This window comes from Aeromonas sp. S12(2024), assembly GCF_041402305.1.
Taxonomy (GTDB): domain Bacteria; phylum Pseudomonadota; class Gammaproteobacteria; order Enterobacterales; family Aeromonadaceae; genus Aeromonas; species Aeromonas veronii.
The window spans coordinates 47311-72369 of sequence record NZ_JBGLRB010000001.1 but is presented as its reverse complement, the minus strand read 5'-3'; the positions used below and the strand labels follow the sequence as shown (position 1 = coordinate 72369).

Sequence of the window (25059 nt, the reverse complement as noted above, 5' to 3'; positions counted from 1 at the left end):
GGGCATGAAACTGGCTTTTTAGGCGGGATTCGTTGCTACAAGCATCGAGTATGCGATTTTACGCATTATTGTGACGAACGCCAATCGTTTTTCCATCATGTTTATTGTGTTTATGGTCAAAAATGCCGCACCAGGGGGCGCTCTATAATGGATCCTGTGAATCAAGATGGACAAGGAGTCCCCATGTCACAGCCCCCATTCAAGGCCAGCCAGCGCAGATTGCTTATTGGCTCGGCCATCGCACTCGCCCTGTTTGCAAACCCGTTCAGTTATGATTTCGCCCACAATGAGTGGCAAATGAATCAGGCCTATGCCAAGTCCTGCTTTATCGCCGGCACTCGCATCACGATGGCCGATGGCTCCACCCGCCCCATAGAGACGATCCGGGTCGGTGAACGGGTGCTGGATCAGCACGGCGGCAGTAACCGGATCCTGGCGGTCGAGCGGGTCATACTGGGCAAGCGCAGACTCTACGGGATCAATGATCTGCCCCCGTTCTTTACCGCAGAACACCCTCTACTGACCACTCGGGGCTGGGCGGCCATCTCGCCGGCCATGACCCGAACCGAAAACCCGCAACTGGCGGTGCTGCCGCTATTTACCGGCATGCAGATAATGTGTCGCCCCGCACCTGTTATGGTGACGGGCAATCTGGCCCTGCAATCCCAGCCGGAATTACTGCTGGTTGAGTCACTCTGCTGGATCGAGGCGTCTCCCACTACCGCACTCTTCAATCTGTTGCTCGATGGCAGCCACAGCTACATCGCCAATGAGCTGATCGTTCACAACAAAGATGGCGATGGTGGCAGTGGGGGTAGCAGTGGTGGAGGCAGCAACAGCGGCGGTGGCAGCAACAGCGGCGGTGGCAGCAACAGCGGTGGAGGCAGCAACAGCGGCGGAGGCAGCAACAGCGGCGGAGGCAGCGACAGCGGCGGTGGCAGCGACAGCGATGGGGGCAGCGATGACAGTGGCGGCCAAGGCGAGCATGCCGGCGGAGAGCTGCATGGTGGAGGTGAACGGCATGCTGGTGGAGAAAAACATGCAGGGGGAGAACGCCATGGTGGTGGCCGCGGGTTTGGCAATGGCGTTGATGACAACGGCGTGGATGCGGTCGATGCCAATGGCAACAAGCTCAGAGGTGATGGCACCATCGATGACAACGGCGTGGATGCCGTCGATGCCAACGGCAACAAGCTCAGAGGCGATGGCACAGTCGATGACAACGGTGTGGATGCCGTCGATGCCAACGGCAACAAGCTCAGAGGCGATGGCACAGTCGATGACAACGGTGTGGATGCCGTCGATGCCAACGGTAACAAGCTCAGAGGTGACGGCACGGTCGATGACAACGGCGTGGATGCTGTAGATGCCAACGGCAACAAACTAAGAGGTGATGGCTCGGTCGATGACAACGGTGTGGATGCTGTCGATGCCAACGGCAACAAACTAAGAGGTGATGGCACGGTCGATGATCGCCAGCAAGTGCTTACCGATGAGCAGGAGCGGGCGCTGCTCAACAACGGTTTTCGCCAACAGGGGCAACCATGATGCGTTATCTGCTAACACTCCTCCTGCTCGGCCTCGCTGGCTGCGCCACGGTCGACACTCCGCCACTTTACCATCAGATGGATAAGGCTGATGTTCAACTGGCCAATCAGGCCCTTGCCAAGGCGCTGGAAACCCGCACCAAAGGGCAGAGCCTCACCTGGTTCAATCCGGCTAATCGTCACTCGGGTAGCGTCACCCCGCTACGCACCTTCCGCCATCCCGGCGGGGAGTGGTGTCGCGACTATCGCGAGCAACTCTATATCGGCAAGGCGAGCCAGCAGTGGCAGGATACCGCCTGTCGCAATCAGCAAGGGCGCTGGCGGCCATTGCGAACTTAGTGAATGCCACAGGGGATAAACGAAAGGGGGTAGCAGCGCTACCCCCTTGTCATCATTTCCGACCCGTTATCCGGGCGGTGAATATGCGGTTATACCCGACGATAGGGCAGGTAAACCGGCTCCCACATGTGGTTGAGGATATGCTGCTGCAGATCCTGACCGATCAGCGGGTGGGAGGGATCCCGGCGCACGATATCCTTGAGCACGGCGGTCGCCACATGCACCGAGATGCTGCGCAGCTCGCGAATGCGGGGATAGACGGCCCCTTTCGCCAGGTCCACCTCACTCACGCACTCGGCCAGCGCAAAGGCGGCAGTAGTGAATACATCGGGTGTGATCTCGCGGAGCTGGCTGACGATGGCCGCCAGACCTACACCGGGGAAGATAAAGACGTTATTGCCCTGCCCGACCCGAAAATCCTGCCCCTCGTAGCTCACATCCTTGAACGGACTACCAGTCGCGACAATGGCTTTGCCCTTGCTCCAGCGGTAGATATCTTCCGGCAGCGCTTCACAGTTGGCGGTCGGGTTGGAGAGCGGGAACACCATGGGGCGCTCGCAATGCTGCAGCATCAGCTGGATGTGTTCTTCCTGGAAGGCACCGCCCGAGCCACTGGTACCCAGCAACACGGTAATGGGCACATGACGCAGCACATCGGCCAGATTGGCCTTGCCGGGTACCTCGGTATCCCAGCCTGCCAGCAGCAGCCCCGGTTTGGCGTAGCGACGCTTGTACTCGTCGAGCCCGTCCCGGTTGTCGCACACCAGCCCCTGGGTATCCAGAATGTAGATGCGATCGCGGGCCGCCTGCGGATCCATCCCCTCGCGGATCATCCCCGCGCAGATCTGATCCGCGACACCAACCCCGCCGGCGCCAGCGCCGTAGACCAGATAGTTCTGCTGGCCCAGGGTCTCCCCCTTGACCTTGACCGCGCCGATGATACCGGCCAGCACCACGGCACCGGTGCCCTGAATATCATCGTTGAATGACGGCAGTGACTGCTGGTAGCGGGCCAGATTGTTGAAGGCATTGGATTTGCTGAAGTCTTCCCACTGCAGCACGGCGTTGGGGAAGTGGCGCTTGACCCCCTGCACGAACTTGTCGATGAACTCTTCGTACTCCTTGCCGCGAATACGCTTGTGGGGGCGGCCCAGATACATGGGATCATCGAGCAGTTTCTGGTTGTCGGTGCCCACATCCAGCGCGATGGGCATGCAGCAGGCGGGGTGAATACCGGCACCCAGGGTATAGAGCGCCAGCTTGCCGATGGGGATACCCATGCCGCCGACCCCCTGGTCGCCGATCCCCAGAATGCCCTGGCTGTCGGTGACGACTATGATGCGGATCGATTTGGCATCGAAGTGACGGGCCTGACTGCCCATGTCATCCACGTTGTCCGGGGTGATGTAGAGGCCGCGCGGCTTCTGGAAGCGGTGGCTGAACTCCTGACACGCCTTGCCCACGGTCGGGGTATAGATATAGGGAGTCATCTCCTCCACATGGAGTGACAACAGGGCATAAAACAGGGTTTCGTTGCGATCCTGCAGAGCACGCAGGTTCTGGTACTTCTCGATATCGCTGCAAGCGCTCTTGAACCCCTCATACACTCGCTCGAGCTGGGCTTCAAAAGTTTGCACCTGAGGCGGCAGCAAACCATCGAGATCAAAATCGGCCCGCTCCTGTTCGGTAAAGGCCGTGCCCTTGTTGAGGTATCGATTGTTAAGCAGATCAGTGCCGGTCAGTGCAACGGGGCGAAAATCCTGTCCCTGTGCATCTTTCCACAGCAGATATTGTCCGGTAGCCATAGTCATTCTCTTTGATTTACGTGAAATTGCCGTTCGGCAGGAGAGCAAGACTCATAATGAAATCAATCATATGACGTTTACTCGATCGGTTTTGTGAGCTTGGGCATACCCTGCGGCCAAAATAGGCGCCCGGCGACCCCGGCGAGACAAATATCCACGGCAAGGAATGAGACTCATGTTAGCATTGCGGGCAACCCAGCCCCTTTCACCGCATCACAGCCGGGAGTGATCTGATGCCCTCACCTCTGCCAGCCTGCTCCCCCTTCTTCCTGCCATGCGCCTGATCCCGCTGTTTGCACTGTGGTTGTTTCTGGCCTGCCAGTCGGCTCTCGCCGCACCGGGTCGGGTGCTCAACATCATCGTGGGTGAATGGCCCCCTTTCGTCTCCGAGCAGTCAAAACAGCACGGTCCCGTGGCCCACCTCATCAGCGATCTGTTCAAGGAAGCGGGCTATGAGGTGAAGTTCCACTTCGCCCCCTGGGGCCGGGTCTATTCGCTGGCGGCCAACAGCCAGCTCTACGACGCCACCGCCGTCTGGATGCACAAACCGGAGCGGGAGCTGGATTTTCAGTTCAGCGAAGCGGTGCTGCAGGAGCAGTTTGTCTTCTTCTCCCTCAAATCACGGCAGCTGCGGGCCGAGCGCCTTGAGCAGATCATCGGCATGCGGTTGGGGGGCGATATCGCCTACAGCTACGGGCCCGAGCTGGACAAAATGGTGGCCGATGGCAAGGTAACCCAACAGAAAGTCACCGACGTGAAACAGAATTTCGGCAAGCTGCTGCGCGGACGGATCGACCTCTATCCGCAAGAACTGCGAGTCGGTCTGGCCGAGTTGCAGAGCCAGCTCGACCCCGCCAGCGCGGCACTCATCACCCACAGTCAGACCCCTTTTCTGCGCAACGACAGCTTCGTGATGTTCCCGCGCAAGATGCCGGATTCAGCCAAACTGCGGGATCAGTTCAATCAGCAGTTGCAGCAGGCCATCGCCAGCGGACGTTATCAGCGCTACTTCGAACGGCTGGCCCGCGGGGACTATTAACCTTGGCGAGGCAAAAACAGAGAGGATAAAACAACGGTGGCGGCCCTTTGTGGCCGCCACCGCCATGATGCTTGTCAGCTGCTGGCATTAGCCGCTGATGCCCACCTCCAGCTTGAACGGCGTCTTGGCCTTGCTGCTCTCGGCCGCCCCCATCTGGTAGACCCGAATGGTATAAGTGCCCTTGGCGGGCAGGGTTGCCTCAAAGTTGTTCCCTTCGGTAGAACCGATAAACATCGCCTCCCCCTTGCTGCCCGGCGGCAGAATATTGAAGTAGGGCTTGCCGGTCAGGATCACCACCATGCTCTGGCCCTTGTTGGCCGTCAGCTTGTAATCGAGGGTCTGGCTACCCTGAATGGTGCCGTTGATAGTCGCCCCTGACTCCCCCTTCTTGAACTGCACCTGCTGAGTCTTGATCCCGTCAGCCGCCTGCGCCACGCCCGCAATACCACCGAAGAGCGCAGATGCACATACCGCTGCCAGCCATGCTTTTCTCATCATTTGTCATCCCTTGTGTGAATGGAACCCCTGTTACTGTTGCTCAAGGTGGCCCAAAAAACCATCGCCGTTTGCGGCATCGCTCAATCAATTTGCCATCACCATCGACCCGCCATCAAAAGGGGCGCCGCAGCGCCCCTTCTCTTTCCTCTTTGTCGACCATCAGCTTGATTTGCCCGCCTTGGGCTCATCGAGGGTGTGCTTCACCTCTTCATACCAGAGGTCGTGATGCTCCTTGGCCCAGGTCTCGTCCACCTCGCCGGTCACCATCCCCTCCAGCGCCCCTTCCAGCTGGAACAGACCCATGTAGATATGGAAGATAAAGCCGCAGATAAGGATCAAGGCGCCTACGATATGGATGAAGCTGGCCCACTCCATCTGACGGCGCAGCTGGCCGAAGATGGGGAAGTCGAGGAACAGCCCGGTCGCCACCACAATGCCGCCAAACCAGATCAGCAGCCAGAAGATCGCCTTCTCGCCACCGTTGGAGAAGCCCGCCGAGGGGTGACTCCCCTTGTGCTTGCCGAGCATGCCGCCAAACTTCATGAACCACTGCACATCCACCATGTTGACGATGTTGTGGCGGAACCACTTGATGAGCACCCCCATCAGGCAGAGGAAGAAGAGCGGCCCCACGTAGTTGTGGAACACCTTGGCAAACCAGATCCAGTTCTCCCACACCCCGAGGCTCACCACCGGCTTGATGAAGTACTTGCCGTAGATGATGGCCAGCCCCGACCCGGAGAGGGTCAGGAACATGGCCGCCGTGGTCCAGTGCAGCGCCCTATCCAGCCTGCTCCAGCGCTTGAGCTTGCGCCCGGTGCGCGGTTTGGAGAGCTTGGTTTGCCCCACCACCAGGTACATCAGACCGCACATGGCCAAGGATCCGAAGATGGCGATGGCACCGAGCGGCGACACCCACTTGGTCTTCACCTCGAACCAGAGCTGGCCCGGCACCGAGATCAGTACCCCGTGCTCCGGCGAGCGGGAGGTGGTCACCCCCTCCTGCCCATCCTTCACCGCCCGCCAGTAATCGGCGCCGGCAAAGCCAACCGCCTCTTTCTCGGCATCGGCGAAACTTGCGGTACTCACCAGCAGCAGAGCAGCAAACAGGGCCATTAGCCAGGTTTTCATGCCGCCCCTCCCTGCTTGTTCAGCTTGCTGGCATCGTGGAACAGCTCATCGCCATTACCCCAAGCCGCATCCTTGGCACCACGATAGGCAACCCGCTCGCGGAAGATATCGGAGATCACCTGCGCATCCCCCGCCAGCAGTGCCTTGGTGGAGCAGAGCTCGGCACACATGGGCAGCTTGCCCTCGGCGATGCGGTTGGCACCGTACTTCTGGCGCTCCGCTTCGCTGTGATCCTCTTCCGGGCCACCGGCGCAGAAGGTGCACTTGTCCATCTTGCCCCGATCGCCAAAGGCGGCGGTCTTCGGGAACTGGGGCGCCCCGAACGGGCAGGCAAACAGGCAGTAGCCGCAACCGATGCAGAGATCCTTGTTGTGCAGCACGATGCCGTCGTCGGTGTGATAGAAGCAGTCGGCCGGGCAGACCGCCATGCAGGGGGCGTCGGTGCAGTGCATGCAGGCGACCGAGATGGAGGTCTCCCCCGGCAGGCCGTCGTTGAGGGTCACCACCCGGCGGCGCTGGATGCCCCACTCGAGGGCATCGTCGTTCTCGTTCTTGCACGCCGTCACACAGCCGTTGCACTCGATGCAGCGCTTGGTGTCACACATGAATTTCATTCTGGCCATGGGATCAGGCTCCTACTTTGCGAAAACGGCACAGGGTGACCTTGGTCTCCTGCATCTGGGTGACCGGGTCATAACCATAGGTGGTGACTATGTTGACCGACTCCCCCAGCACATAGGGGTCAGACCCTTCCGGATATTTGGATCGCAGATCCTTGCCCTCGAAGTGGCCGCCGAAGTGGAACGGCATAAAGGCGAGCCCCGGTTTGACCCGCGGGGTCACCAGCGCCTTCACTTTCACTCTGCCTCCTTCCGGCCCCTCCACCCACACATCCTGACCGTCGCGCACCCCGACATCGTTGGCATCCGCAGGGTTCATCTCGACGAACATCTCCTGCTGCAGCTCGGCCAGCCAAGGATTGGAGCGGGTCTCGTCGCCGCCCCCCTCGTACTCCACCAGACGGCCCGAGGTGAGGATGATCGGGAACTCCTTGCTGACATCCTTCTCCTGCACCGAGGCGTACTGGGTCGGCAGGCGCCACAGGCTCTTCGAATCAGGCCAGGTGGCGTAGTCGGCCAGCAGATCCCGGCGCGGGGTGTAGAGCGGCTCGCGGTGCTTGGGCACCTGATCCGGGAAGGTCCACACCACGCAGCGCGCCTTGGCGTTGCCGTAAGGAACGAAGCCGTGCTTGATGGCGACCCGCTGGATACCGCCGGAGAGATCGGTCTTCCAGTTCTTGCCCTCGGCCTCTTTCTTCTCGGCCTCGGTCAGCTCATCCCACCAGCCAAGCTGTTTCATCAGGTCGGCAGTGATCTCGGGATAGCCATCTTCTACTTCGCTTCCCTTCGGCCAGGAGTCTTCGGCGAGCAGCGAGACGCCCTGATACTCGATGCCGAAACGGGCGCGGAAACCACCGCCCCCTTCCGATACCGGAATGCTGGTGTCGTAGAGGATGTGGCTGCCGGGGTGTTTCATCTCAGGGGTGCCCCAGCAGGGCCACGGCAGACCGTACACTTCGCCACTGACCGGGCCCCCTTCGGCCTTGAGGTTGGTCTTGTGGAAGGTGTGCCAGTTCTGCTGGTGCGCCTTGAGCCGCTCCGGGCTCTGGCCGGTGTAGCCCACGCTCCACATGCCGCGGTTATATTCGCGAGTGATGTCTTCCAACAGCGGCTGGTTGTTCTCCACCTTGATGTGCTTGAACAACTGGTCGGCAAAGCCGAGCTTCTTGCTCAGCAGATACATGATCTCGTGGTCGACCTTGGATTCGAACAGGGGCTCGATCACCTTGTCGCGCCACTGCATGGAGCGGTTGGTGGCGGTGACGGAACCATAGGTCTCGAACTGGGTGGTGGCCGGCAGCAGGTAGACGCCGTCGGTACGGTTGTTCATGACGGCAGCGACTGTGGGATACGGGTCGACAATCACCATCATGTCGAGCTTTTGCATCGCCTTCTTCATTTCCGGGCCGCGGGTCTGGGAGTTGACCGCATGGCCCCAGTAGAACATGGCACGGATGTTGGAGCCCTGCTCGATCAGATCGGCGTTCTCCAGCACCCCGTCCACCCAGCGGGAGACCGGAATGCCGTTGTTGTTCATCGGCAGCTTGCCGTTGTAGGCCTTGTTGTCAAAACGGGCCTTGATCCACTCGTAATCCACATCCCACACCCGGGCCCAGTGCTTCCAGGAGCCCTCTTCCAACCCGTAGTAGCCGGGCAGGGAGTCGGAGGTGACGCCAAAGTCGGTGGCCCCCTGCACGTTGTCGTGGCCACGGAAGATGTTGGTGCCCGCCCCGCTCTTGCCCACGTTGCCGAGGGCCAGTTCGAGGATGCAGTAAGCGCGGGTGTTGTTGTTGCCTGTGGTGTGCTGGGTGCCGCCCATGCACCAGACCACGCAGCCGGGGCGGTTGTCGGCCAGCAGTTTGGCGGCGCCATAGACCTGCTGTTCGTTGAGGCCGGTTACCCGCTCCACTTCCGCCGGAGTCCAGCGCGCCACCTCTTTTTGCACCTCATCCATGCCGTAGACACGGGTGCGGATGAACTCTTTATCTTCCCAGCCGTTCTTGAAGATGTGCCAGAGCATGCCCCAGATAAAGGCGACGTCGGTGCCCGGACGCAGGGAGAGGTACATGTCCGCCTTGGCGGCAGTGCGGGTGCGGCGCGGGTCGACCACCAAAATCTTGCAGCCGTTGCGCTCTTTCGCCAGCAGGATGTGCTGCATGGCGACCGGGTGGGCCTCCGCCGGGTTGGAGCCGATAAACATGATCGACTTGCTGTTGTGCATGTCGTTCAGGCTGTTGGTCATGGCGCCGTAGCCCCAGGTGTTGGCGACGCCAGCGACCGTGGTGGAGTGGCAGATCCGCGCCTGGTGATCCACGTTGTTGGTGCCCCAAAGCGACGCCATCTTGCGAAACAGGTAGGCCTGCTCGTTGGAGTGCTTGGCGGAGCCGAGCCAGTAGACGCTGTCGGGGCCGGACTCCTTGCGAAGGCGCAGCACTTCGTTGCCCACCTCTTCGATGGCCTGATCCCAGCTGATGCGCTGCCACTTGCCGCCCACCAGCTTCATCGGGTACTTGAGGCGACGCTCACCGTGGCCGTGCTCGCGCAGGGCCGCCCCCTTGGCGCAGTGACCGCCAAGGTTGAAGGGGTGATCAAAGGCCGGCTCCTGACCGGTCCAGACGCCGTTCTGCACCTCGGCATAAACGCCGCAGCCCACCGAGCAGTGGGAACAGATGGTGCGCTTCACCTCGACCGGCACGTCGGCCGCCACGGTTTTGGCCTCGGCCCGCTGCATCATGGCTGGCGCCAGCCAACCGGCGGCCACGGCGCCACCGGCCACCAGACCGGAGTTGACCATAAAGGCGCGACGGGTCAGCCCCTGACCGCGAATGGCCTCATTGCCCTGCTCGCCCGCCTGGGGCTGCTCGGCACGTTTTGTCAGTTTCATGAGTTCTCCTTCACTGATCCGGCTCAGTCAGTGCCGCGCAGGGTGCGATAAAAGTCGTGAACATGGGGGGTCTCCCGATAGCCCTTGTCAGGCTCGGTGTCGTGGGTCAGCACCTCTTTGCCCACCACCCGACCGGTGGCACCGGCCAATACGCCTATGGTGGCGACCACGCCAACTCCCTTGATCAGATTGCGGCGGGACGGGTCTTTCAGCTGTTCATCGCTCATTCTTGTGACCTCTGTTGTTGTTCTTGCTGGCGCCTGCGCGCCAGCTTCGCGTCCAATGGGATATCTCGTCTGTTCGTTTTGTTGTGGGTGGATAAGGGTGATCAACCCTTATCCACGCAGGCGCCAAACGGCAGGCGCAATTCGTTTTCCAGCTTGAAGAAATCTTCGGCAAGGGCGCCGACCGCCCGGTAGAAGCTGCCCCCTTTCGCCTGTTGCTGATCGCGGCAGCAGGCGAGTACCCAGGGGGCAAGGTGGCGCTCATAGAAGCGGTTGCGCTCCGGGTGCTGCTCGCCAATCAGTACCGCCATTACCTCGCAGAGGGCGGCGAGATGATCTTCCGGCTCGCACACTCCGCTCTTGCGCTCGAAACCGAGAGACTGCAGATCTGCGCGCAGCACCGCCAGCGGCAGCTCCATCAGGGAGCCAGTGAGATACCAAGAGGCAAACGGCACGATCTCCCCGCGCCCCAGCCCGATAAAGAGATCCTGATACTCCTCTGCAAGCTCGTTTTCGTGGTGGCTGCTGGCCGCCAGCTGCACCAGCCCCAGCCCTCTGGCAAAGGGGCCCGGCATCGGCTGCAACCCTTGCAGCCAGGCGAGCTGTTCACCATGGGGAGCGGCACGCCAGAGGCTCGCCAGCAGGGCGTAGAGATCGGCGCTGCTCTGTTCCAGTTCGGTCATGGTCAGTTCGCCAGCCTTTTCGTTATGTTGTTCACTCATCACTGGCCCCTCATACCTTGAGCTGGGAGACGGGATCCGCCGCCAGCGTCGCAAACACATCCTTGACCCGACAGTCCTCGCACATCAGCAGCCGCTGTGCGGCCTCGTTCTGGAAGTGGGAGTGACCAGCCAGTTTTTGCTGGATGCGGCGGATCATCGAGGCGGGCGCGAACGGCTTGCCGCAGCGAATACAACAGGCGGCCTCTTCGGCTTTCAGGCTCTGCACGGCGCGGCGCGCCTCGGGCACAGGCTGCAAGCGGGGCACCAGCACGATGGCCTGCTCGGGGCACGCCTTTTCGCACATGCCGCACTGGATGCAGTCCTGCTCGATAAAGTTGAGGCCGGGCGTGTGCCCAACCGCATGCAGGGCGCGGCTCGGGCAAACCGCCACGCAGCCCATGCAGAGGGTGCAGTCTGCTTCTTTGAGTTCCACGCTACCGTATGGGGCGCCGTGAGGCACCGCCAGCGGCTCGCGGCTCCCTTCGTTGGCCTGCCAGAGGGCGTCGAAGGCGGCAAACAGGTTCTCCCGTTTGTCTCCTTTGAGCGGCTTCTCCAGCAAGGCAACGGCCGGCTGGCCGGAAACAGGCTCACCAGCATCTGCGTCAAACAGAGCAATGCGATCGGCAGCAAGGCCGGCGCCCGCCAGCAGCACGGCGGCGCTCGCCAGCTCCCGCTCAACCAGCGCACGGACGCTTTCGGGGGCATCGTCGCCCAGCGCAATGCGCACCGCACTGGCGCCATGGGCGAGTGCGGCGAACCAGCTCTCGATGCCTAAACTCGCGCTCTCCTCCACCCAGACCGGCAGCCAGTTGGCGGGCAGGCGGGTGAGTTCCGTTTCCACCCATTCGCGCTCGCTTTCGCCGGCGATCAGCAGTCGAGGCGCTTCGCCGCCCGCCTCCCGATAATGCTTGAGCAATCGGAACTGGTAGTCGCTGTTGGTGTTGGCATCGGGCTGGTGATAGGCAATCGCCCCGGTCGGACAGGCAGAGGCGCAGCTGCCAAAGCCCTGACAGAGATGGGGATCGATCTGGATGCGACCATTGATGGGCTTGAGGGCATCGGTCGGACAGACATCGAGGCAGCGGCTGCAACCGGGCACGCCGCGGGCGGTAAAGGCGCAGGCCTCGGGGTCGAGGCGAAAATAGCGCGGCTTGTCGAAAATACCGGTCAGCGCACAGAGCTCGGCGAGTCGTTCGGCCAGCTCTTGGTCATCGGCAAGATGCAGATAGCCGACCGGCGGGCGCTCCAGCGCAAAGAGCGGGGCACGGCCCAGATCGGCCACCAGATCGAAGCGCGGTTCGTTCCCCACCGTCGCTTGTTGTGGAAAACAGAGCGCAGCCAGATTAACCCGATCCCCCTGCCCATTGAGGCCAATGAGCTGGAACTGCCCCAGATACCCTGTCAGGCTCGGCTCGCGCAGGGTCAGGGCCGCGAGGGATGCGGTGGCATCGAAAATGGTTTCGAGATCTGCTGCCTCGGCGTCATGCACCGCTTCGGTCACCAGCAGGGTGGGCTTCACCCCGGCAGGCAGCAGGCTGGCGGCACGGCGAATGCGATCTTCCGGGCCGACCAGCAGCAGGCGCCCCTGACTCTGGTAAGAGACAGTGGCCGGGATCAAGTTGTCGGTCTTGACCGTATGCTGCAGCGCATAGGCGCGAGCGCGCGCGTTATGCTCGGCCGCCCCCGCCCCGTGGGCCAGATTTGGGCTCAGATTTGGCAATGTTTGTTCAGTGCTCACATACACTCCTGCGCGCGCCACCTCATGGGATGGGCGCTTGTTGGTAAGCCGAGAGAGCAAGAGGCGAGCCAACTCCCCCGGAAAAAAAGTGACTGACAGGGAGTCAGGATCCTGAGGGTTCCATTCCCACACCTTTGGTTGGGACATTTTGTCCACCAGAGGAAACCAAAATGTCCCGATCGTCGGTGTGGGTTTGAGAATGGTTATCAGCCAACCCGTGCGGCTCGTCGGCAGGTTCGCTGACAACCGCCACCGGTTCAGCAGATCCGCTGGCCGGATTGGCCGATTCGCTCTCCGGGGCGGTCACCTGATCCACCAACCAGTTGCGCAGCCCGGCGGTCAGGGCCGCGGGCAGCAATTCCGGCTGGCTGAAATCCTGGGTGTAGTCGTCGAGCCCATCCTGTTTATGGCTGCGAAACATGGCCCGCAGCGCCTCCTTGTCGGGGAGTTTGGCCTTGCCCGGCTGGGCTGTTGTTAGCGGCGGTTCGCCACTCCCAGCCCCCTCCACGGCACGCGGTTCACTACTCCCCTTGTCAGTGCTGACTACGGGGCAATCCAGCGCAGTATCTGGAATTTCACCTTCGCCACTGCCTTCGATGGGGGTAGCAACCACCTCGGAAATGACCTCTTCCCTTGGCTGCAATACCTGATGCTTGCGAGACGACCAACGTTTGAGGAACTCACTCATGGGCGTTGTTTCCGGTCTTGTTTACGGCACAGGTTCCTGCGTCACTGTCACGCTCGCGGCCATCGGGGCCGGTGGCTTTCACGGCGCCACAGCTGGCTTGATCTACCGTATCGACACCAAGCTGATCCTGCGCCCGTCCCTTGCCCTTCTTGCCCTTGCGACGGGCCTCCAGCAGCTCGCCGTGACGACCGATAAAGGCCTCCACCCAGGCTTGCAGCGCCTCGGGCAGCGGGCAGGAGAGCACCTGCCGCTCGCCATCCATATAGGCGGCGGCCACGGTCTGGCTCAGGGTCAGACCATCGGCCACAAAGCCATTGTCCACGCGGCTTCCGGTGACAAAGAGGCGAGGCGAGCCGGAGCTCAGATTGAAGCGATAATCCCCCCGCTCGTCACGAAACAGGGTAAGAGGCAAGGCACCGGCAGCCTCGGGCTCGGCGGGATGAAGCGCCGCAATCTCGAAACGGCGGCTCTGCCAGCGGCCAACCTGGCTGTCGATGGCCTTTAACTCCAGTTGCAGCCAGCGCTGCGGGGGCAAGGTATTGGTGGTGTCTTGCACTGTCACGGCTCCCATCAGAAGGTCTCTGCCGGGCCGCCCTCCCCCGTGATCCACCCCGTTCGGGGCTGGTTACAGCAGGAGATTCAGGGCTGCCACGGCCATCAATGGGATAAGACTTAGCAAGAGTGGGGCCAAGGCAGGCTTGGTAGCCGATCAGGGCGGGAGCACACTTTGTTAAATTTAATAACAAACACACAAATAGAACAGATATCGACCACTTATGGTTCTCTTTTGCATTAACGCAATTAGTCAGCAGTTTGATTTTTTAGCATTAATGTTGTCTGGATTGTTCGATATTTATGCTTTCGATAATTTTTAACAAAGTGTGCTCCCGCCCTGGGTAGCCGATGGGGGCTTTGATGCGGGTTGGCGCGTTGTGCGGGATATGGGTTGGCGCGGAGCGTAGGTGGGTGCAGAGCGTAGGTTGGTGCTGAGCGTAGGTTGGTGCTGAGCGCAGCGAAGCCCAACAGGCGGCGTAAAACCCATCAACCTGTGCTGGAACGAGGGGATGGCAATAATCGAATAACACCGGATTATCCGATTATTGCTTTTGAAATATTTCGCGGTAAACGTTGGGCTTCACTTCGTTCAGCACCAACCTACGATTTAGCCCAACATACGAGATCTCTTGGGTTAACTGTATTTGCATACAGCGTAGATGCTAGTGGAGCCCTAGGTTAGATATAGGGGAAGCGCGCCCATTTATCCTACGGTTAATGCGAAAAATGTTGATGTAATACATTGAAAAAATTGAAAATATCATTAATGTGATACAAAAAAGTTGTCAGGATATGCGGAACAGCGATATGTTTCTATGCGGAAACATTCCACATAATAAATTGTTATGATGCAATCGGAAGTGATAAGTTAGTTTCATATAATGGGGCGTTTTATGGTACAAATACCCTAATTTAAAATTTACCAACTATAAGGAAAGTCAATGACAACCGATATAGTAATTACTTTAATTGCTAGTGCAATTTCTGGCGTTGCGGGCTTATATATTCAGCGTTACCTGTCGAGAGCGAAGCCAACACTAAACGTAACATCTTTAACATTTGAAGGAGATGTTGTCGAAGTTAGTGATGAGATTCAAAGGTTAACGCGCAGATGTGACTGGTCACCAAATATCGACCGTTATATTTCTTACGAAGGATTGAAAGACTTTGAAGTACATATTGCTCAAGCATCAGCTGCACTTCAGCAAGAAAAAGAGAATGTTGATGAGTGGTTGGAAAATTTCAACTCAGATGGTTTGGCGATAAACTTTTCTATTGGTCAAATGATGCGTTCTCCAGCACTAGCTGATCTCAAAGTTTTTGGTGGGTATTTTAGAGGCTCGTTAAGAAGAAGAGAAATGCCAGAGCTGCCAACATCATTAGCGGATCTCAAACAGCAAAATGAATTGTTTCCTGTTGAAATTAATCAATCAAGGTTCTCTGTTCACTGCGGTAACTTCGAAATGTCTTTTAAGAAAGAGGAATATTCAGAAGATATATATCCACAAATTGAGCAGTTAATTTACAGCGTAAGTCGTGGCAATGGCGCCAATATGTTAAAGCTTCATGAAACATTTTCAAGCTATGCTGGATCACAAGTTTATGATTACCAAAAACTATTGGTGGAAGTTCGTAAGCATTTGATTGACAATTCGAAATTGAGCTTATCTGTATCTATATCCAATACTGGTCAAACACCAGTTATCCTGAAACCCTATTTTGCTGTGAAATTAGAGTTCGGTGAAAAAACGAAATCAATAGTTCTAGAAAATACTAAGAAACAGATTTCAAAAAAGGAAGTTCCATTCGTTGATCTAGTTAGAAGTGAACAATATCAAAAGAGCGCAACATCAACTAATTACGTTAATGTTTCTCCAGGAACAACAGTCCAAGTGACACTCATTTCCTCCGACGGGTTACGTGGTGATAGCCATGCAATCGCAGAGTTTTATGAGTTAGGTGGGCTTAAAGGACAAGTTTACGCTAACACTGAGTCAGGCGCTGTAGTCAAGTCTAATCTATCCACTTTCAGTAAAGCTATAAGTGAAGCAGATAGAAAATCACTCATTAAAATAGCATCATAACAAACGCGTCAAGAGGGACAGCCAACGCGTGGCATTTTTACCATGCGTTAATTTTTGTGGTTACGGTGTTATGCGGAAGCTTGGTAATACCGTTGGCTGCCCCTTAAGCGGGCGTTAGGCATCAGGATGCGGAGCATGGAGAAACTCGTTTCATTACATAAACATTGGATAAATGCTGATGCCCTAAAGCAGGTCGTTGCAATGAAAGTTGCAGGAGACTCTAATCTACCTGAACAGATCCGCAATTTGGCTGAAATGCACTCATCATTTGCACGCCTCTCTGTTTTATACGGTCTTATATACGTTGTTATTGAGGGGTATAAAGAGCTCAAAATAGATAATCCAAAAGTTGATATGTTGTTGGCCAAAGAAGAGTTTGTCGATGCGTTAAGATTGTTTAGAAACGCTACTTTTCACTATCAAAAAAAAGCAATCTCAGAAAAAGCGATGAAATTTTTGGAATTAGAGGAAAGTGAAAATTGGATCAGCGAGTTGCATCTTTCTTTCAAGTTGTTTTTTGAAGATGTATTGCCCATTAGAGAAATGGTAGAGTAACTAAATGCCTAACAAGGCAATCAAAAATCGCCCACAAAATGCGTGGGCTGGACTCGCTGCCGCTCGCCTTTTATTGTGGCGTGATGTTTCAGTGTTCCTTTCATAAGTTATTGAGTGATAAAAGTAGGTTGTATATGATGGAAGATCTTGACGAGTTTGAAGATTCTGATTGGGAAGCGTTAGAGAAAGAGTGGGAAGATGATCAGCGAGAGTTTGATGAGCTAAACAAAAAAATGGATGAAGCATTTGAGTGGATGGATGTCTTCTTTGAGCTTGAGGATAAACTGACAACTTTCAATGAAAATATGGAATCTTTATATCAGGGTATAGTAAGTGCTGAACAGCAGAAAAATAGACGCTTTTTAAATGGCATCTTGCTTATTGGTGTAGTTTCTTCTTATGAAAGTTTTGTTCATGACTTTTTCGATATTTGCTGTACTAAGCAAGAATATATTGCCAAAGCTGCATTGAATATCGACAAATTAGGGGATAAGGACAAGAATTATTTAAGACTGAAAGTTGGTATGTCTGAAGATAGCTTGAAGAAACGACTCAAAAAAGTAACCTTACATGACCCAATCCAAATCGCCAATATTGCAGCACTATTATTTGGGCTAAAGATGCCAGTATTAAAGCAAGCTCATACGGAAAAATTATTAGAGCAAAGGAATTTATTCACGCACCATGGTGGGGTTTCTGATGGTGAATCTGTAGAAATTACTTCAGGCTATCTGTTGGGTGTTTACAATGTAATTTACAGGTTAATCAATGGTTACGTGGGCGCTATTACAAGTCATGCTGATGAGTGTATGGAGCAAGAAACATAACAAACTGTTTAAGAGTGATTCGCAACGCGTGGCATTTTTACTATGCGTTGCGTTTAGTGTTTAAGGTGGTATGCGGGAGCTTCGGTATTGCGTTGCTCACACCTTAGGGGCTGTCGTCATAAGATTGAGGGCCGTAGGTTCGAATAGCGGAGCGTATTCGGACGATCGAGTATCGGACGACTGGTTGATTCGGTCATTCCGACGGCTAAACGATAAATCCGTTAGCCGGTCACTCTATTTTCTGTCGAGACTGGTCAATCATGCCGCACCAATTCGGTGGGGAGATACCGCTTGCTGCGTAATGATGAACTGTAGAATAAGGCCAATCGATCACCCCCTTTCCCTTTTTACAGCCGAAAAACCAAGCATACCGTCACGATCCGGCAGTATACGCACCTGTTCAAGATCGTAAATATCGCGATCGTCCGAATACGCTTCGCTATTCGAACCTACTCAACTCCATAAAAAGAGAACCTCACCCAAAAGTAATCTGGAACAAAACTTGCTGTATCCCTCCCCTTAGATCCCGGCAACCGGTCGCGAGGGGCCCATGACACCGACCTTTATCAAAAGCAATGCTGCCGCCCAGCTCACCATGGCCGTCGAGGTGATGGATGAACAGGGCACAATGAACACCCGCCAAATCGCCTGTGAGCGGCCACTGACGGTCTACCTCAACTGGAAGGAGATAGTGACCCTGATGACGCTGGGGGCCCGCCCCGAGGCGCTGGTGCTGGGTTATCTGAAAAATCAGGGCTTTATCGAGGATATTTCGGCCATCGAGTCGGTGATCGTCGACTGGGAGAGCGAGGCCGCCGCCGTGGTAAGCAGCCAGCAGGCCGCCGATCTCGACAAGTCACTGGAGAAGAAGACGGTCACCTCCGGCTGCGGTCAGGGCACCATGTATGGCAGCGTGATGAAGAAGCTCGAAGGGGTGGTATTGGCGGCGCCCGAGCTTAAACAGAGCACCCTCTACGCCCTGCTCAAGGCGCTGTCGGCCCATAACGAAACCTACAAGATGGCGGGTGCGGTGCATGGCTGCGCCATCTGCCGCGGCGCGGAGATCCTCTCCTTTGTCGAGGATGTGGGGCGCCACAATGCGGTGGATACCCTGGCGGGCGAGCTATGGATGCGCGGCGAGAGTGGCCACGACAAGATCTTCTACACCACCGGGCGACTCACCTCGGAGATGGTGATCAAGGTGGCGCAGATGGGCATTCCAGTGCTGTTGTCGCGCTCCGGCGTCACCCAGATGGGGCTGGATCTGGCCCGCCAGCTCGGCATCACCATGATTGCCCGCGCCAAGGGGCGCCATTTCGAGGTATTCAGCGGCCACGACCATATGGTGCTGGACGAGAAGCCGCCGGTGCTGGCGCCCAGTCCGGCTGGTCGCGGGATGCGGGATTAAGTCATGAACGAATTTATGAATGTGAAGCAGGTGGCGGAATACCTCGATCTCAACGAGAAGAAGGTCTACCAGCTCGCCAACGAGGCGCGCATCCCCGCCACCAAGGCGACCGGCAAGTGGCTGTTTCCCCGCTCCCTGCTCGACCGCTGGCTGCTCGGCAGTTGCCACGAGGGGGTGATGAACGACCGGCTGCTGCTGGCAGGCTCGGACGACGTGCTGCTGCACTACGCCAGCAGCCGCTTGGCACAGCAGCTCGGCACCCAGGCACTGGTGGGCTACACCCCGTGCGGCACCCGTCAGGGGCTGGCGATGCTGGCGCGCGGCCATGTGGATCTCTGCGCCATCCACTGGGGGCAGGCCGAGGAGGCGCACCTGCGCCACCCGGCGCTGGTGCAGCAGTATCAGGGCCACCGGCAATGGGTGATCGTTCATGGATTCAGGCGGGTGCAGGGGCTGGTGCTGCGGCAAGGGCTGCAACCCAGGGAGGCGAAAGAGGCGCTCGACTGGCGCTGGGCCATGCGTCAGGAGGGGGCTGGCAGCCAGCGCGCCCTGCAGGAGTGGCTGCAAACCCAGGGGGAGTCGCTGACCCGGCTGGAGCGCACCCTCGAGGTCAACAGCGAGCGGGAGCTGGCCGCCGCCATCAGCCGTGGCGATGCGGATGTCGGGCCCGGCGCCCAGAGCACCGCCACCGAGTTTGGCCTCGGCTTTATGCCCTTGTCGCAGGAGTGCTTCGATCTGGTGATGCCGCAGGGGGTCTTCTTTCGCACCCTGCTGCAACAGCTGATCGGCTGGCTGCAATCCCCCGAGGGGCGCGAGCTGGCGGCTCGCCTCGGCGGCTATGACCTGACCCAGAGCGGCAAGCTGGTATGGAGTCCGCAGTAAAGAACCACTCCCCCACCGACAAAACAGCCCGCCAACCATGTTGACGGGCTGTTTTTATCACGGGCCTTTTTATAACAGCATCAATCGCTTGTCTCACGCCCCTCGGCATTGAGGGCGATGCGCCACCCTTCCAGTTTCGCGGGCTCGCTGCCGCTTGGCAGCAGGGCGTGGCTGCGCAGCCGCACGGTAAAGCAGCTCCCCTGCCCCGGGGTGGAGTCCACCAAGAGCTCGCCGCCCCAGCGGCTGATGATGCGGTGACTCAGGGCCAGCCCCAGTCCGGTGCCGGTGGCGCGGGTGGTGAAGAAGGGATCGAAGATCTTGTCGATAATGGCCGCCTCGATGCCGCTACCGTTGTCGATCACCCGCACCTCGGCCCCGCGCAGATGACCCAGTTCATCGACCCAGTCGCGGCTCTCGACCCGGATCTCCCCCTTCTCTCCCAGCGCGTGGCTGGCGTTGACCAGGAGGTTGATCAGCACCTGCAGCAGCTGCTGTCGATCCGCCTCGATGGGCTGCTGGGCCCTGAGATCGGCCACCAGCTCCACCTGCTGCTGGCGCAGGGCGGAGCGCACCAGAGTCAGGCTCTCCTCGATGATGGGATTGAGGTGCTGCCACACAGGCGCCGTCTCATAGTCGCCGGGGCGAGAGTATTGCAGCAGGCTGCGGGTGATGGCGCGGATGCGCTCGATCTGGGCCAGCACCAGCGCCAGCTCCTCGCTGACCGGCTCGGCCGCCTCCCCCAGCTCCAGCTTCATCAGCTCCACGTTGCCGAGGATCACCGCCAGCGGGTTGTTGATCTCGTGGGCCACCCCGGCCGAGAGCTCGCCAAGGGCCGCCAGCTTCTCGCTGATAAGCAGCTGCTGGCGCGCCTCGGTCAGCATATGGATATGATCTTCCAGCTCGGCAGTCTTGAGCTCGAGACTTTGGGTGCGCTCGGCCACCTTCTGCTCCAGCTCATCGGCGCTACGGGCCATCTGCTGCTGGTGCGCTTCCTGCCTGTCCAGCATGGCGTCAAACTGGCGACCGAGCTGGGCCAGCTCGTGGTCGGGATCGAGCGCCAGCGGGCCGATGCGAGCCGACTCCCCGGCCTGCACCTGCCGCACCACCTTGTGCATCCGCTCGATAGGGGAGAAGAGATCCCGCGCGCCGCGATAGACCAGCAGGCCGGAGAGCAGCAACAGCAGCACCACGCCGGAGCCCAACTCCACCAGATTGGTGAGGTAGGTGCGGATAATGGGCCACTCGAGAAAGCCCACATAGAGCATGCCGAGCCGCTCGCCCCTGGCTCCCAGCAGCGGCTCGTAACCCGAGACATACCAAGCGTCGTGAACGAAGGCGCGGTCAACCCACATCTCCCCCCGCCCCAGCACCTGCTCGCGCACTGGCGGCGAGACCCGGGTGCCCACAGCCCGGCCCACCTGACGGCGGCTGCTGACCGGCACATTGGTGCTCACCCGCAGATCGTCGAGAAACAGGGTGACGGTGCCGACGCTGCCATCCGGCAGGGTATTTTTGGCAAACACCTGGCCCTTGAGCTCATCCACCAGCCGGGTGCTGCCGTTGACAAGCTCGCCCCCCTCCAGCACCGCCCAGAGCGATCCGTCGCGACCCATCACAGGGGTCAGTGACAGGCTGATCAGCCCCCGGTTCTCCACCGCTTTGGTGCCATCCCGCTGCCACAACACGGCCCGCTTGGCCAGTTGCGGGGAGAGGGCGAGCATCTCCTGCTGCGACCAGACCACGAAGTGGCTGACGCTGCGCCCGGCCGTGAGGGCGGCGCGCTCCTGCGCCGTCAGCTGATCCAGCTCGGGGCCACGGCGCAAGCGCAGAAAATCGAGACCATAGTTGGCCGCCAGCGGCATCACCCAGTCATGCAGCTGATCCGGCGATTCCCGCAGCCGCAGCTGAAAGGCCCAGGCATCGCGCAGATGCTCGAGATGCTCGGTCTGGCGCTGCTGCTGCACCGTGATGGCGTGATGGGCCACCCCGAGATCGCTGCGCACCGTGGTGAGCAGGTTCTGCCAGCTGTAGGTGAGGGTCCAGTAGAGGGTGAGCGCAATCATGCCCACCAGGGTGAGCATGATGGGTACCGAGGTGAGCAGCAGCAGGCGCCAGCGCACCTTGGTGCGCACGCAACGGGGCAACAGCGCGCGCATGCAGCGGGAGAGCAGGGTCAGTTTCATCGCCACCCCATCCGATCAGCCTTCCTCATTCGATGGCCCACTCTTTGAATTTGCGATCCAGCGTCTTGCGCGCCACCCCGAGCACCCGGGAGGCGGCAGACTTGTTGCCATCATGGCTCGCCACCACCTGCAGGATGTGGGCTTTTTCCACCTCCGCCAGCGGCCACGCCAGCGGATAACCCTCCTCGCTCGTCCCCTGTTCGGCAGGCTTGCTGCTCTGCCAGTAATCCGCCGGGGGCTTGCCCAGCAGCAGGCAGCGCTCGATGAGGTTGCGCAGCTCCCGCACGTTGCCGGGCCAGGGGTAGGCCTGCATCGCCACCACATCCTCGTGGGTCCAGCTCAAGGAACCCATCCCCATCTCGGCGGTGAGCTGGCGGGTGAAGTGGTGTACCAGCGCGGGGATATCGTCGATCCGCTCCCGCAACGGGGCGACCGGCAGCGCCACCACGTTGAGGCGATAGAAGAGATCTTCGCGAAAGCGGCCCGCCTCCACCTCTTCCTTGAGGTTGCGGTTGGTGGCGGCGACGATGCGCACATCCACCGCCAATTCGCGCTCGGCACCGACCGGGCGGATGGCCTTCTGCTCCAGTGCCCGCAGCAGGGAGGCCTGCATGGCGAGCGGCATCTCGCCGATCTCGTCGAGAAACAGGGTGCCCTGATGGGCGACCCGAAACAGGCCGTCACGCCCCTTGCGGGCGCCGGTAAAGGCCCCCTGCACATGGCCGAACAGCTCGCTTTCCAGCAGCTCCGGCGCGATGGAGGCGCAGTTGAGGGGCACAAAGGCCCCCATCCGGCCAGAGAGTTGATGCAGGGCGCGGGCCACCAGCTCCTTGCCGGTGCCGGACTCCCCCTCCACCAGCACGGCGGCGTTGGAGGGAGCCACTCTGGCGATGAGCGTCTTGAGCTCGCGGGTCTTGGCACTGTCGCCGATCAGGGTGGGCGGGAAGAGCTTGCTCACCTCCCGGCGCAGCAGCAGGTTCTCCCGCTCCATCTGGCGGCGCTCGATGACTCTGTCCACCGCCTGCACCATTTGATCGAGGTTGAAGGGCTTGAGGATAAAGTCGCTGGCGCCGAGGCGCAGCGCCTTGAGGGCGGTCTCCATATCGCCAAAACCGGTCATGAAGATGATGTCGCTGCGGCGGGTGGCCGGGTCGATGGCTTCGTGCCACTCGATACCGGAGCGCCCCGGCAGCCGGATGTCGGCGATGATAAGGTCAAAGTGAAGGCGGCAGCGCAGGGCTTCCGCCTCCTCCACACTGGCGGCAGTCTCAATCTGGGCAAAACGCTTGGCCAGCGCCTTGGCCAGAAAGCTGCGCATGCCGGGCTCATCGTCAACGATAAGCAGGGAGAGGGCAGACCAGCGGCTGGGAGGGAGTGTCATGGAAAAAAGTACCTCGGATGCACGTACGGTCGGTGAATGTCCCGATAACCGGAACCTTAGTGGGACATTTTGTCCTTACCGTATCAAAAGCACCAACACCAATTATTAAAAGCGATAACAAGCTCACCTAATTGATTCTAATAAGCTTCTGTTTTTAAACGGCAAACCGTGAATGCAGCGGCAAAGGAACGGTTTGGCACCCTGCTTGCTTACTCTTGCCCTCTCCTCAGCCACCCTGAAAAAGTTGCATCACGATGACGATAAAAACCAGCCTCAAACGTTTTGCCCTCTCCCTCGCTACCAGCCTGCTGATCGCCGGTGCTGCCCACGCCGAAGCGGATACTAATGCCACAAAAGCGCCGATCCGCCTCGCCACCACCACCAGCACCGAGCAGTCCGGTCTGCTGGGCTGGCTGCTGCCCCAGTTCACCAAGGAGACTGGTTATCCGGTGCAGGTAATGGCGGCTGGTACCGGCCAGAGCCTGAAGATGGGCGAAAACGGCGACGCGGATCTGGTGATGACCCACGCCCCCTCTGCCGAGAAGAAGTTCGTCGATGCGGGCTTTGGCATCGAGCCGGTACACCTGATGTACAACGACTTCGTCATCGTCGGCCCGGCCAAAGATCCGGCGGGTCTCGGCAAACTGCACGACGCGGCCAAGGGGCTGCAAGCCATCAAGGAGCAGGGCCAGACCTTTATCTCCCGCGGTGACGAGTCCGGTACCCACATCAAGGAGAAGACCCTGTGGCAGGCGGCTGACGTCAAACCCGAGTTTGCCGGTTACAAATCCATCGGCCAGGGGATGGGCCCGACCCTGACCATGGCCTCGGAGCTGGGTGCCTACACCCTGACCGACCGCGGCACCTGGCTCGCCTACCAGAGCAAGCTGGATCTCGCCGTACTGCTGGAGGGTGACAAGCGCCTGTTCAACCCCTATCAGGTGATCCTGGTCAACCCCAAGCGCTACCCGGATCTCAACACCGAAGGGGCCCGCACCCTGAAGAACTGGCTGATCTCCGAGCATGGCCAGAAGCTGATCGGCGACTTCAAGGTGGCGGGTCAGGCGCTGTTTGTAGCGGATGCCAACGGGAAATAATGGCAACCCTGACCCCTGCGATGACCTTGATGGCCCTCCCCCGGTTCGCTGAGGGAGGCGCCTGATGCCGACCCTGCTCGACACGACCGTATTGACGGCCCTCGCCCTGCACGATGAGAGAGAGGTCTGATGCCGACATTGATCGACACGACATTGGCGGCTCTCGCCCTGCTGTTCAGTGGTGACACCGAACTGTGGCAGGTGGTGGGGGTCTCCTTCTCCGTCTCCTGCATCGCCCTGCTGTTGGTGCTGCTGCCCGCCTTGCTGCTGGGCTTTGCCCTGGCCTATCTGCCGCTGCCCGGCCGCTGGCTCTGGCTCTCCTGCATCAATACCCTGCAATCGGTGCCGACCGTGGTGATTGGCCTCTTGCTCTATATGCTGCTGTCGCGGGCCGGCCCCTTTGGCGACTGGAAGCTGCTCTTTACCCAGCAGGCGATGGTGGTGGGGCAGATGCTGATCGCCTTCCCGGTGATCGCCACCATGGCCCACGCGGCGTTTGTTCAGAGCGATCGGCGCGCCTGGGAAACCGCCCTGACCCTGGGCGTCTCCTGGCCCAAGGCACTGCTCGGGTTGATGCACGAGTGCCGCTTTGGCCTGCTGGCAGCGGTGATCGGCGCCTTCAGCCGCATCGTCACCGAGGTGGGCTGCTCCATGATGGTGGGGGGCAATATCCTGCACTTTACCCGCAATATCCCCACCGCCATCGCGCTGGAGACCCAGAAAGGGGCCTTCACCCAAGGGGTGGCGCTCGGCATAGTGCTGCTCACCCTCGCCCTCTTGCTCAACCTGCTGCTGACGGCCTGTCGCGGCCACAGCTATCTGAAGAACTGACCATGCCCCCACTGTGTACCA

The 25059-nt window shown here is 59.1% G+C and carries 22 protein-coding genes; 10 read left to right on the top strand and 12 right to left on the bottom strand.

What is annotated here, in order from left to right:
• Positions 1–183 precede the first annotated feature (183 nt).
• Both ACB035_RS00330 and ACB035_RS00325 read left to right on the top strand, forming a co-directional pair.
• Entirely contained in the window at positions 184–1548 is a 1365-nt protein-coding gene (locus ACB035_RS00330) for a hypothetical protein (protein ID WP_371166408.1), read from the top strand.
• A complete protein-coding gene (locus tag ACB035_RS00325; RefSeq protein WP_371166407.1) occupies positions 1545–1886 on the top strand; it encodes an RT0821/Lpp0805 family surface protein in 342 nt (113 codons plus the stop codon). Before ACB035_RS00330 ends, ACB035_RS00325 begins: the two co-directional genes overlap by 4 nt.
• Positions 1887–1975: 89 nt before the next feature.
• Here ACB035_RS00325 and ACB035_RS00320 read toward each other — a convergent pair whose 3' ends face one another.
• Positions 1976–3691, bottom strand: coding sequence for an NAD-dependent malic enzyme (locus ACB035_RS00320; RefSeq protein ID WP_371166406.1), 1716 nt, complete (start codon positions 3689–3691; stop codon positions 1976–1978).
• A gap of 274 nt (positions 3692–3965) precedes the next feature.
• Here ACB035_RS00320 and ACB035_RS00315 point away from each other — a divergent pair, with 274 nt between their 5' ends.
• Positions 3966–4730, top strand: coding sequence for a substrate-binding periplasmic protein (locus tag ACB035_RS00315; RefSeq protein WP_371166405.1), 765 nt, complete (start codon positions 3966–3968; stop codon positions 4728–4730).
• 87 nt (positions 4731–4817) lie between these two features.
• Here ACB035_RS00315 and ACB035_RS00310 read toward each other — a convergent pair whose 3' ends face one another.
• The 9 genes from ACB035_RS00310 to ACB035_RS00270 form a co-directional block, all read right to left on the bottom strand.
• Positions 4818–5228, bottom strand: a complete 411-nt coding sequence (locus ACB035_RS00310; protein ID WP_013723543.1) for a hypothetical protein — start codon at positions 5226–5228, stop codon at positions 4818–4820.
• A 159-nt stretch (positions 5229–5387) separates the two neighbouring features.
• Complete coding sequence (locus ACB035_RS00305) at positions 5388–6359, bottom strand: formate dehydrogenase subunit gamma (RefSeq protein ID WP_005334792.1); 972 nt, start codon at positions 6357–6359, stop codon at positions 5388–5390.
• The gene (fdh3B, locus tag ACB035_RS00300) at positions 6356–6982 is read right to left on the bottom strand and encodes a formate dehydrogenase FDH3 subunit beta (RefSeq protein ID WP_005334799.1); all 627 of its coding nucleotides are present in this window, start codon (positions 6980–6982) and stop codon (positions 6356–6358) included. The genes ACB035_RS00305 and fdh3B overlap by 4 nt, the downstream gene beginning before the upstream one ends.
• A 4-nt stretch (positions 6983–6986) precedes the next feature.
• Positions 6987–9863: a formate dehydrogenase subunit alpha gene (locus tag ACB035_RS00295; protein ID WP_371166404.1), complete on the bottom strand. Its 2877-nt coding sequence runs from the start codon at positions 9861–9863 to the stop codon at positions 6987–6989.
• 23 nt (positions 9864–9886) lie between these two features.
• Positions 9887–10090 carry a transcriptional initiation protein Tat gene (locus ACB035_RS00290; protein ID WP_005303194.1) on the bottom strand — a complete coding sequence of 68 codons (204 nt, stop codon included), beginning with the start codon at positions 10088–10090 and terminating at the stop codon, positions 9887–9889.
• Positions 10091–10191: 101 nt separating this feature from the next.
• Complete coding sequence (locus tag ACB035_RS00285) at positions 10192–10809, bottom strand: molecular chaperone (RefSeq protein ID WP_371166403.1); 618 nt, start codon at positions 10807–10809, stop codon at positions 10192–10194.
• Between the two features lie 10 nt (positions 10810–10819).
• Positions 10820–12547 carry a 4Fe-4S dicluster domain-containing protein gene (locus ACB035_RS00280; protein ID WP_371166402.1) on the bottom strand — a complete coding sequence of 576 codons (1728 nt, stop codon included), beginning with the start codon at positions 12545–12547 and terminating at the stop codon, positions 10820–10822.
• A gap of 103 nt (positions 12548–12650) precedes the next feature.
• A complete protein-coding gene (locus ACB035_RS00275) occupies positions 12651–13235 on the bottom strand; it encodes a DUF3306 domain-containing protein (protein WP_371166401.1) in 585 nt (194 codons plus the stop codon).
• Positions 13228–13806 carry a DUF3305 domain-containing protein gene (locus ACB035_RS00270; RefSeq protein WP_371166400.1) on the bottom strand — a complete coding sequence of 193 codons (579 nt, stop codon included), beginning with the start codon at positions 13804–13806 and terminating at the stop codon, positions 13228–13230. Before ACB035_RS00270 ends, ACB035_RS00275 begins: the two co-directional genes overlap by 8 nt.
• 925 nt (positions 13807–14731) lie before the next feature.
• Between ACB035_RS00270 and ACB035_RS00265 the strand changes: the two genes are divergently transcribed.
• The 5 genes from ACB035_RS00265 (at position 14732) to ACB035_RS00245 (ending at position 19546) form a co-directional block, all read left to right on the top strand.
• Positions 14732–15874 carry a hypothetical protein gene (locus tag ACB035_RS00265; protein ID WP_335865638.1) on the top strand — a complete coding sequence of 381 codons (1143 nt, stop codon included), beginning with the start codon at positions 14732–14734 and terminating at the stop codon, positions 15872–15874.
• 135 nt (positions 15875–16009) lie between these two features.
• Complete coding sequence (locus ACB035_RS00260) at positions 16010–16429, top strand: hypothetical protein (RefSeq protein WP_139424275.1); 420 nt, start codon at positions 16010–16012, stop codon at positions 16427–16429.
• A 134-nt stretch (positions 16430–16563) separates the two neighbouring features.
• Positions 16564–17256: a hypothetical protein gene (locus ACB035_RS00255; RefSeq protein ID WP_371166399.1), complete on the top strand. Its 693-nt coding sequence runs from the start codon at positions 16564–16566 to the stop codon at positions 17254–17256.
• Positions 17257–17806: 550 nt separating this feature from the next.
• On the top strand, positions 17807–18664 hold the full coding sequence (locus ACB035_RS00250) for a formate dehydrogenase accessory sulfurtransferase FdhD (protein WP_182963479.1): 858 nt from the start codon (positions 17807–17809) through the stop codon (positions 18662–18664).
• Positions 18665–18679: 15 nt separating this feature from the next.
• On the top strand, positions 18680–19546 hold the full coding sequence (locus ACB035_RS00245; RefSeq protein WP_270905930.1) for a helix-turn-helix transcriptional regulator: 867 nt from the start codon (positions 18680–18682) through the stop codon (positions 19544–19546).
• A gap of 80 nt (positions 19547–19626) precedes the next feature.
• Here the strand turns inward: ACB035_RS00245 and ACB035_RS00240 are convergent, their stop codons facing one another.
• The gene (locus tag ACB035_RS00240; protein WP_371166398.1) at positions 19627–21729 is read right to left on the bottom strand and encodes a cache domain-containing protein; all 2103 of its coding nucleotides are present in this window, start codon (positions 21727–21729) and stop codon (positions 19627–19629) included.
• A 25-nt stretch (positions 21730–21754) separates the two neighbouring features.
• Positions 21755–23110 carry a sigma-54 dependent transcriptional regulator gene (locus ACB035_RS00235; RefSeq protein ID WP_266134262.1) on the bottom strand — a complete coding sequence of 452 codons (1356 nt, stop codon included), beginning with the start codon at positions 23108–23110 and terminating at the stop codon, positions 21755–21757.
• A 254-nt stretch (positions 23111–23364) separates the two neighbouring features.
• On the opposite strand from ACB035_RS00235, the gene ACB035_RS00230 reads away from it, so the two are divergent.
• Positions 23365–24207 carry a substrate-binding domain-containing protein gene (locus ACB035_RS00230; protein WP_266134263.1) on the top strand — a complete coding sequence of 281 codons (843 nt, stop codon included), beginning with the start codon at positions 23365–23367 and terminating at the stop codon, positions 24205–24207.
• Between the two features lie 129 nt (positions 24208–24336).
• Positions 24337–25038, top strand: coding sequence for an ABC transporter permease (locus ACB035_RS00225; protein WP_371166397.1), 702 nt, complete (start codon positions 24337–24339; stop codon positions 25036–25038).
• Positions 25039–25059 lie beyond the last annotated feature (21 nt).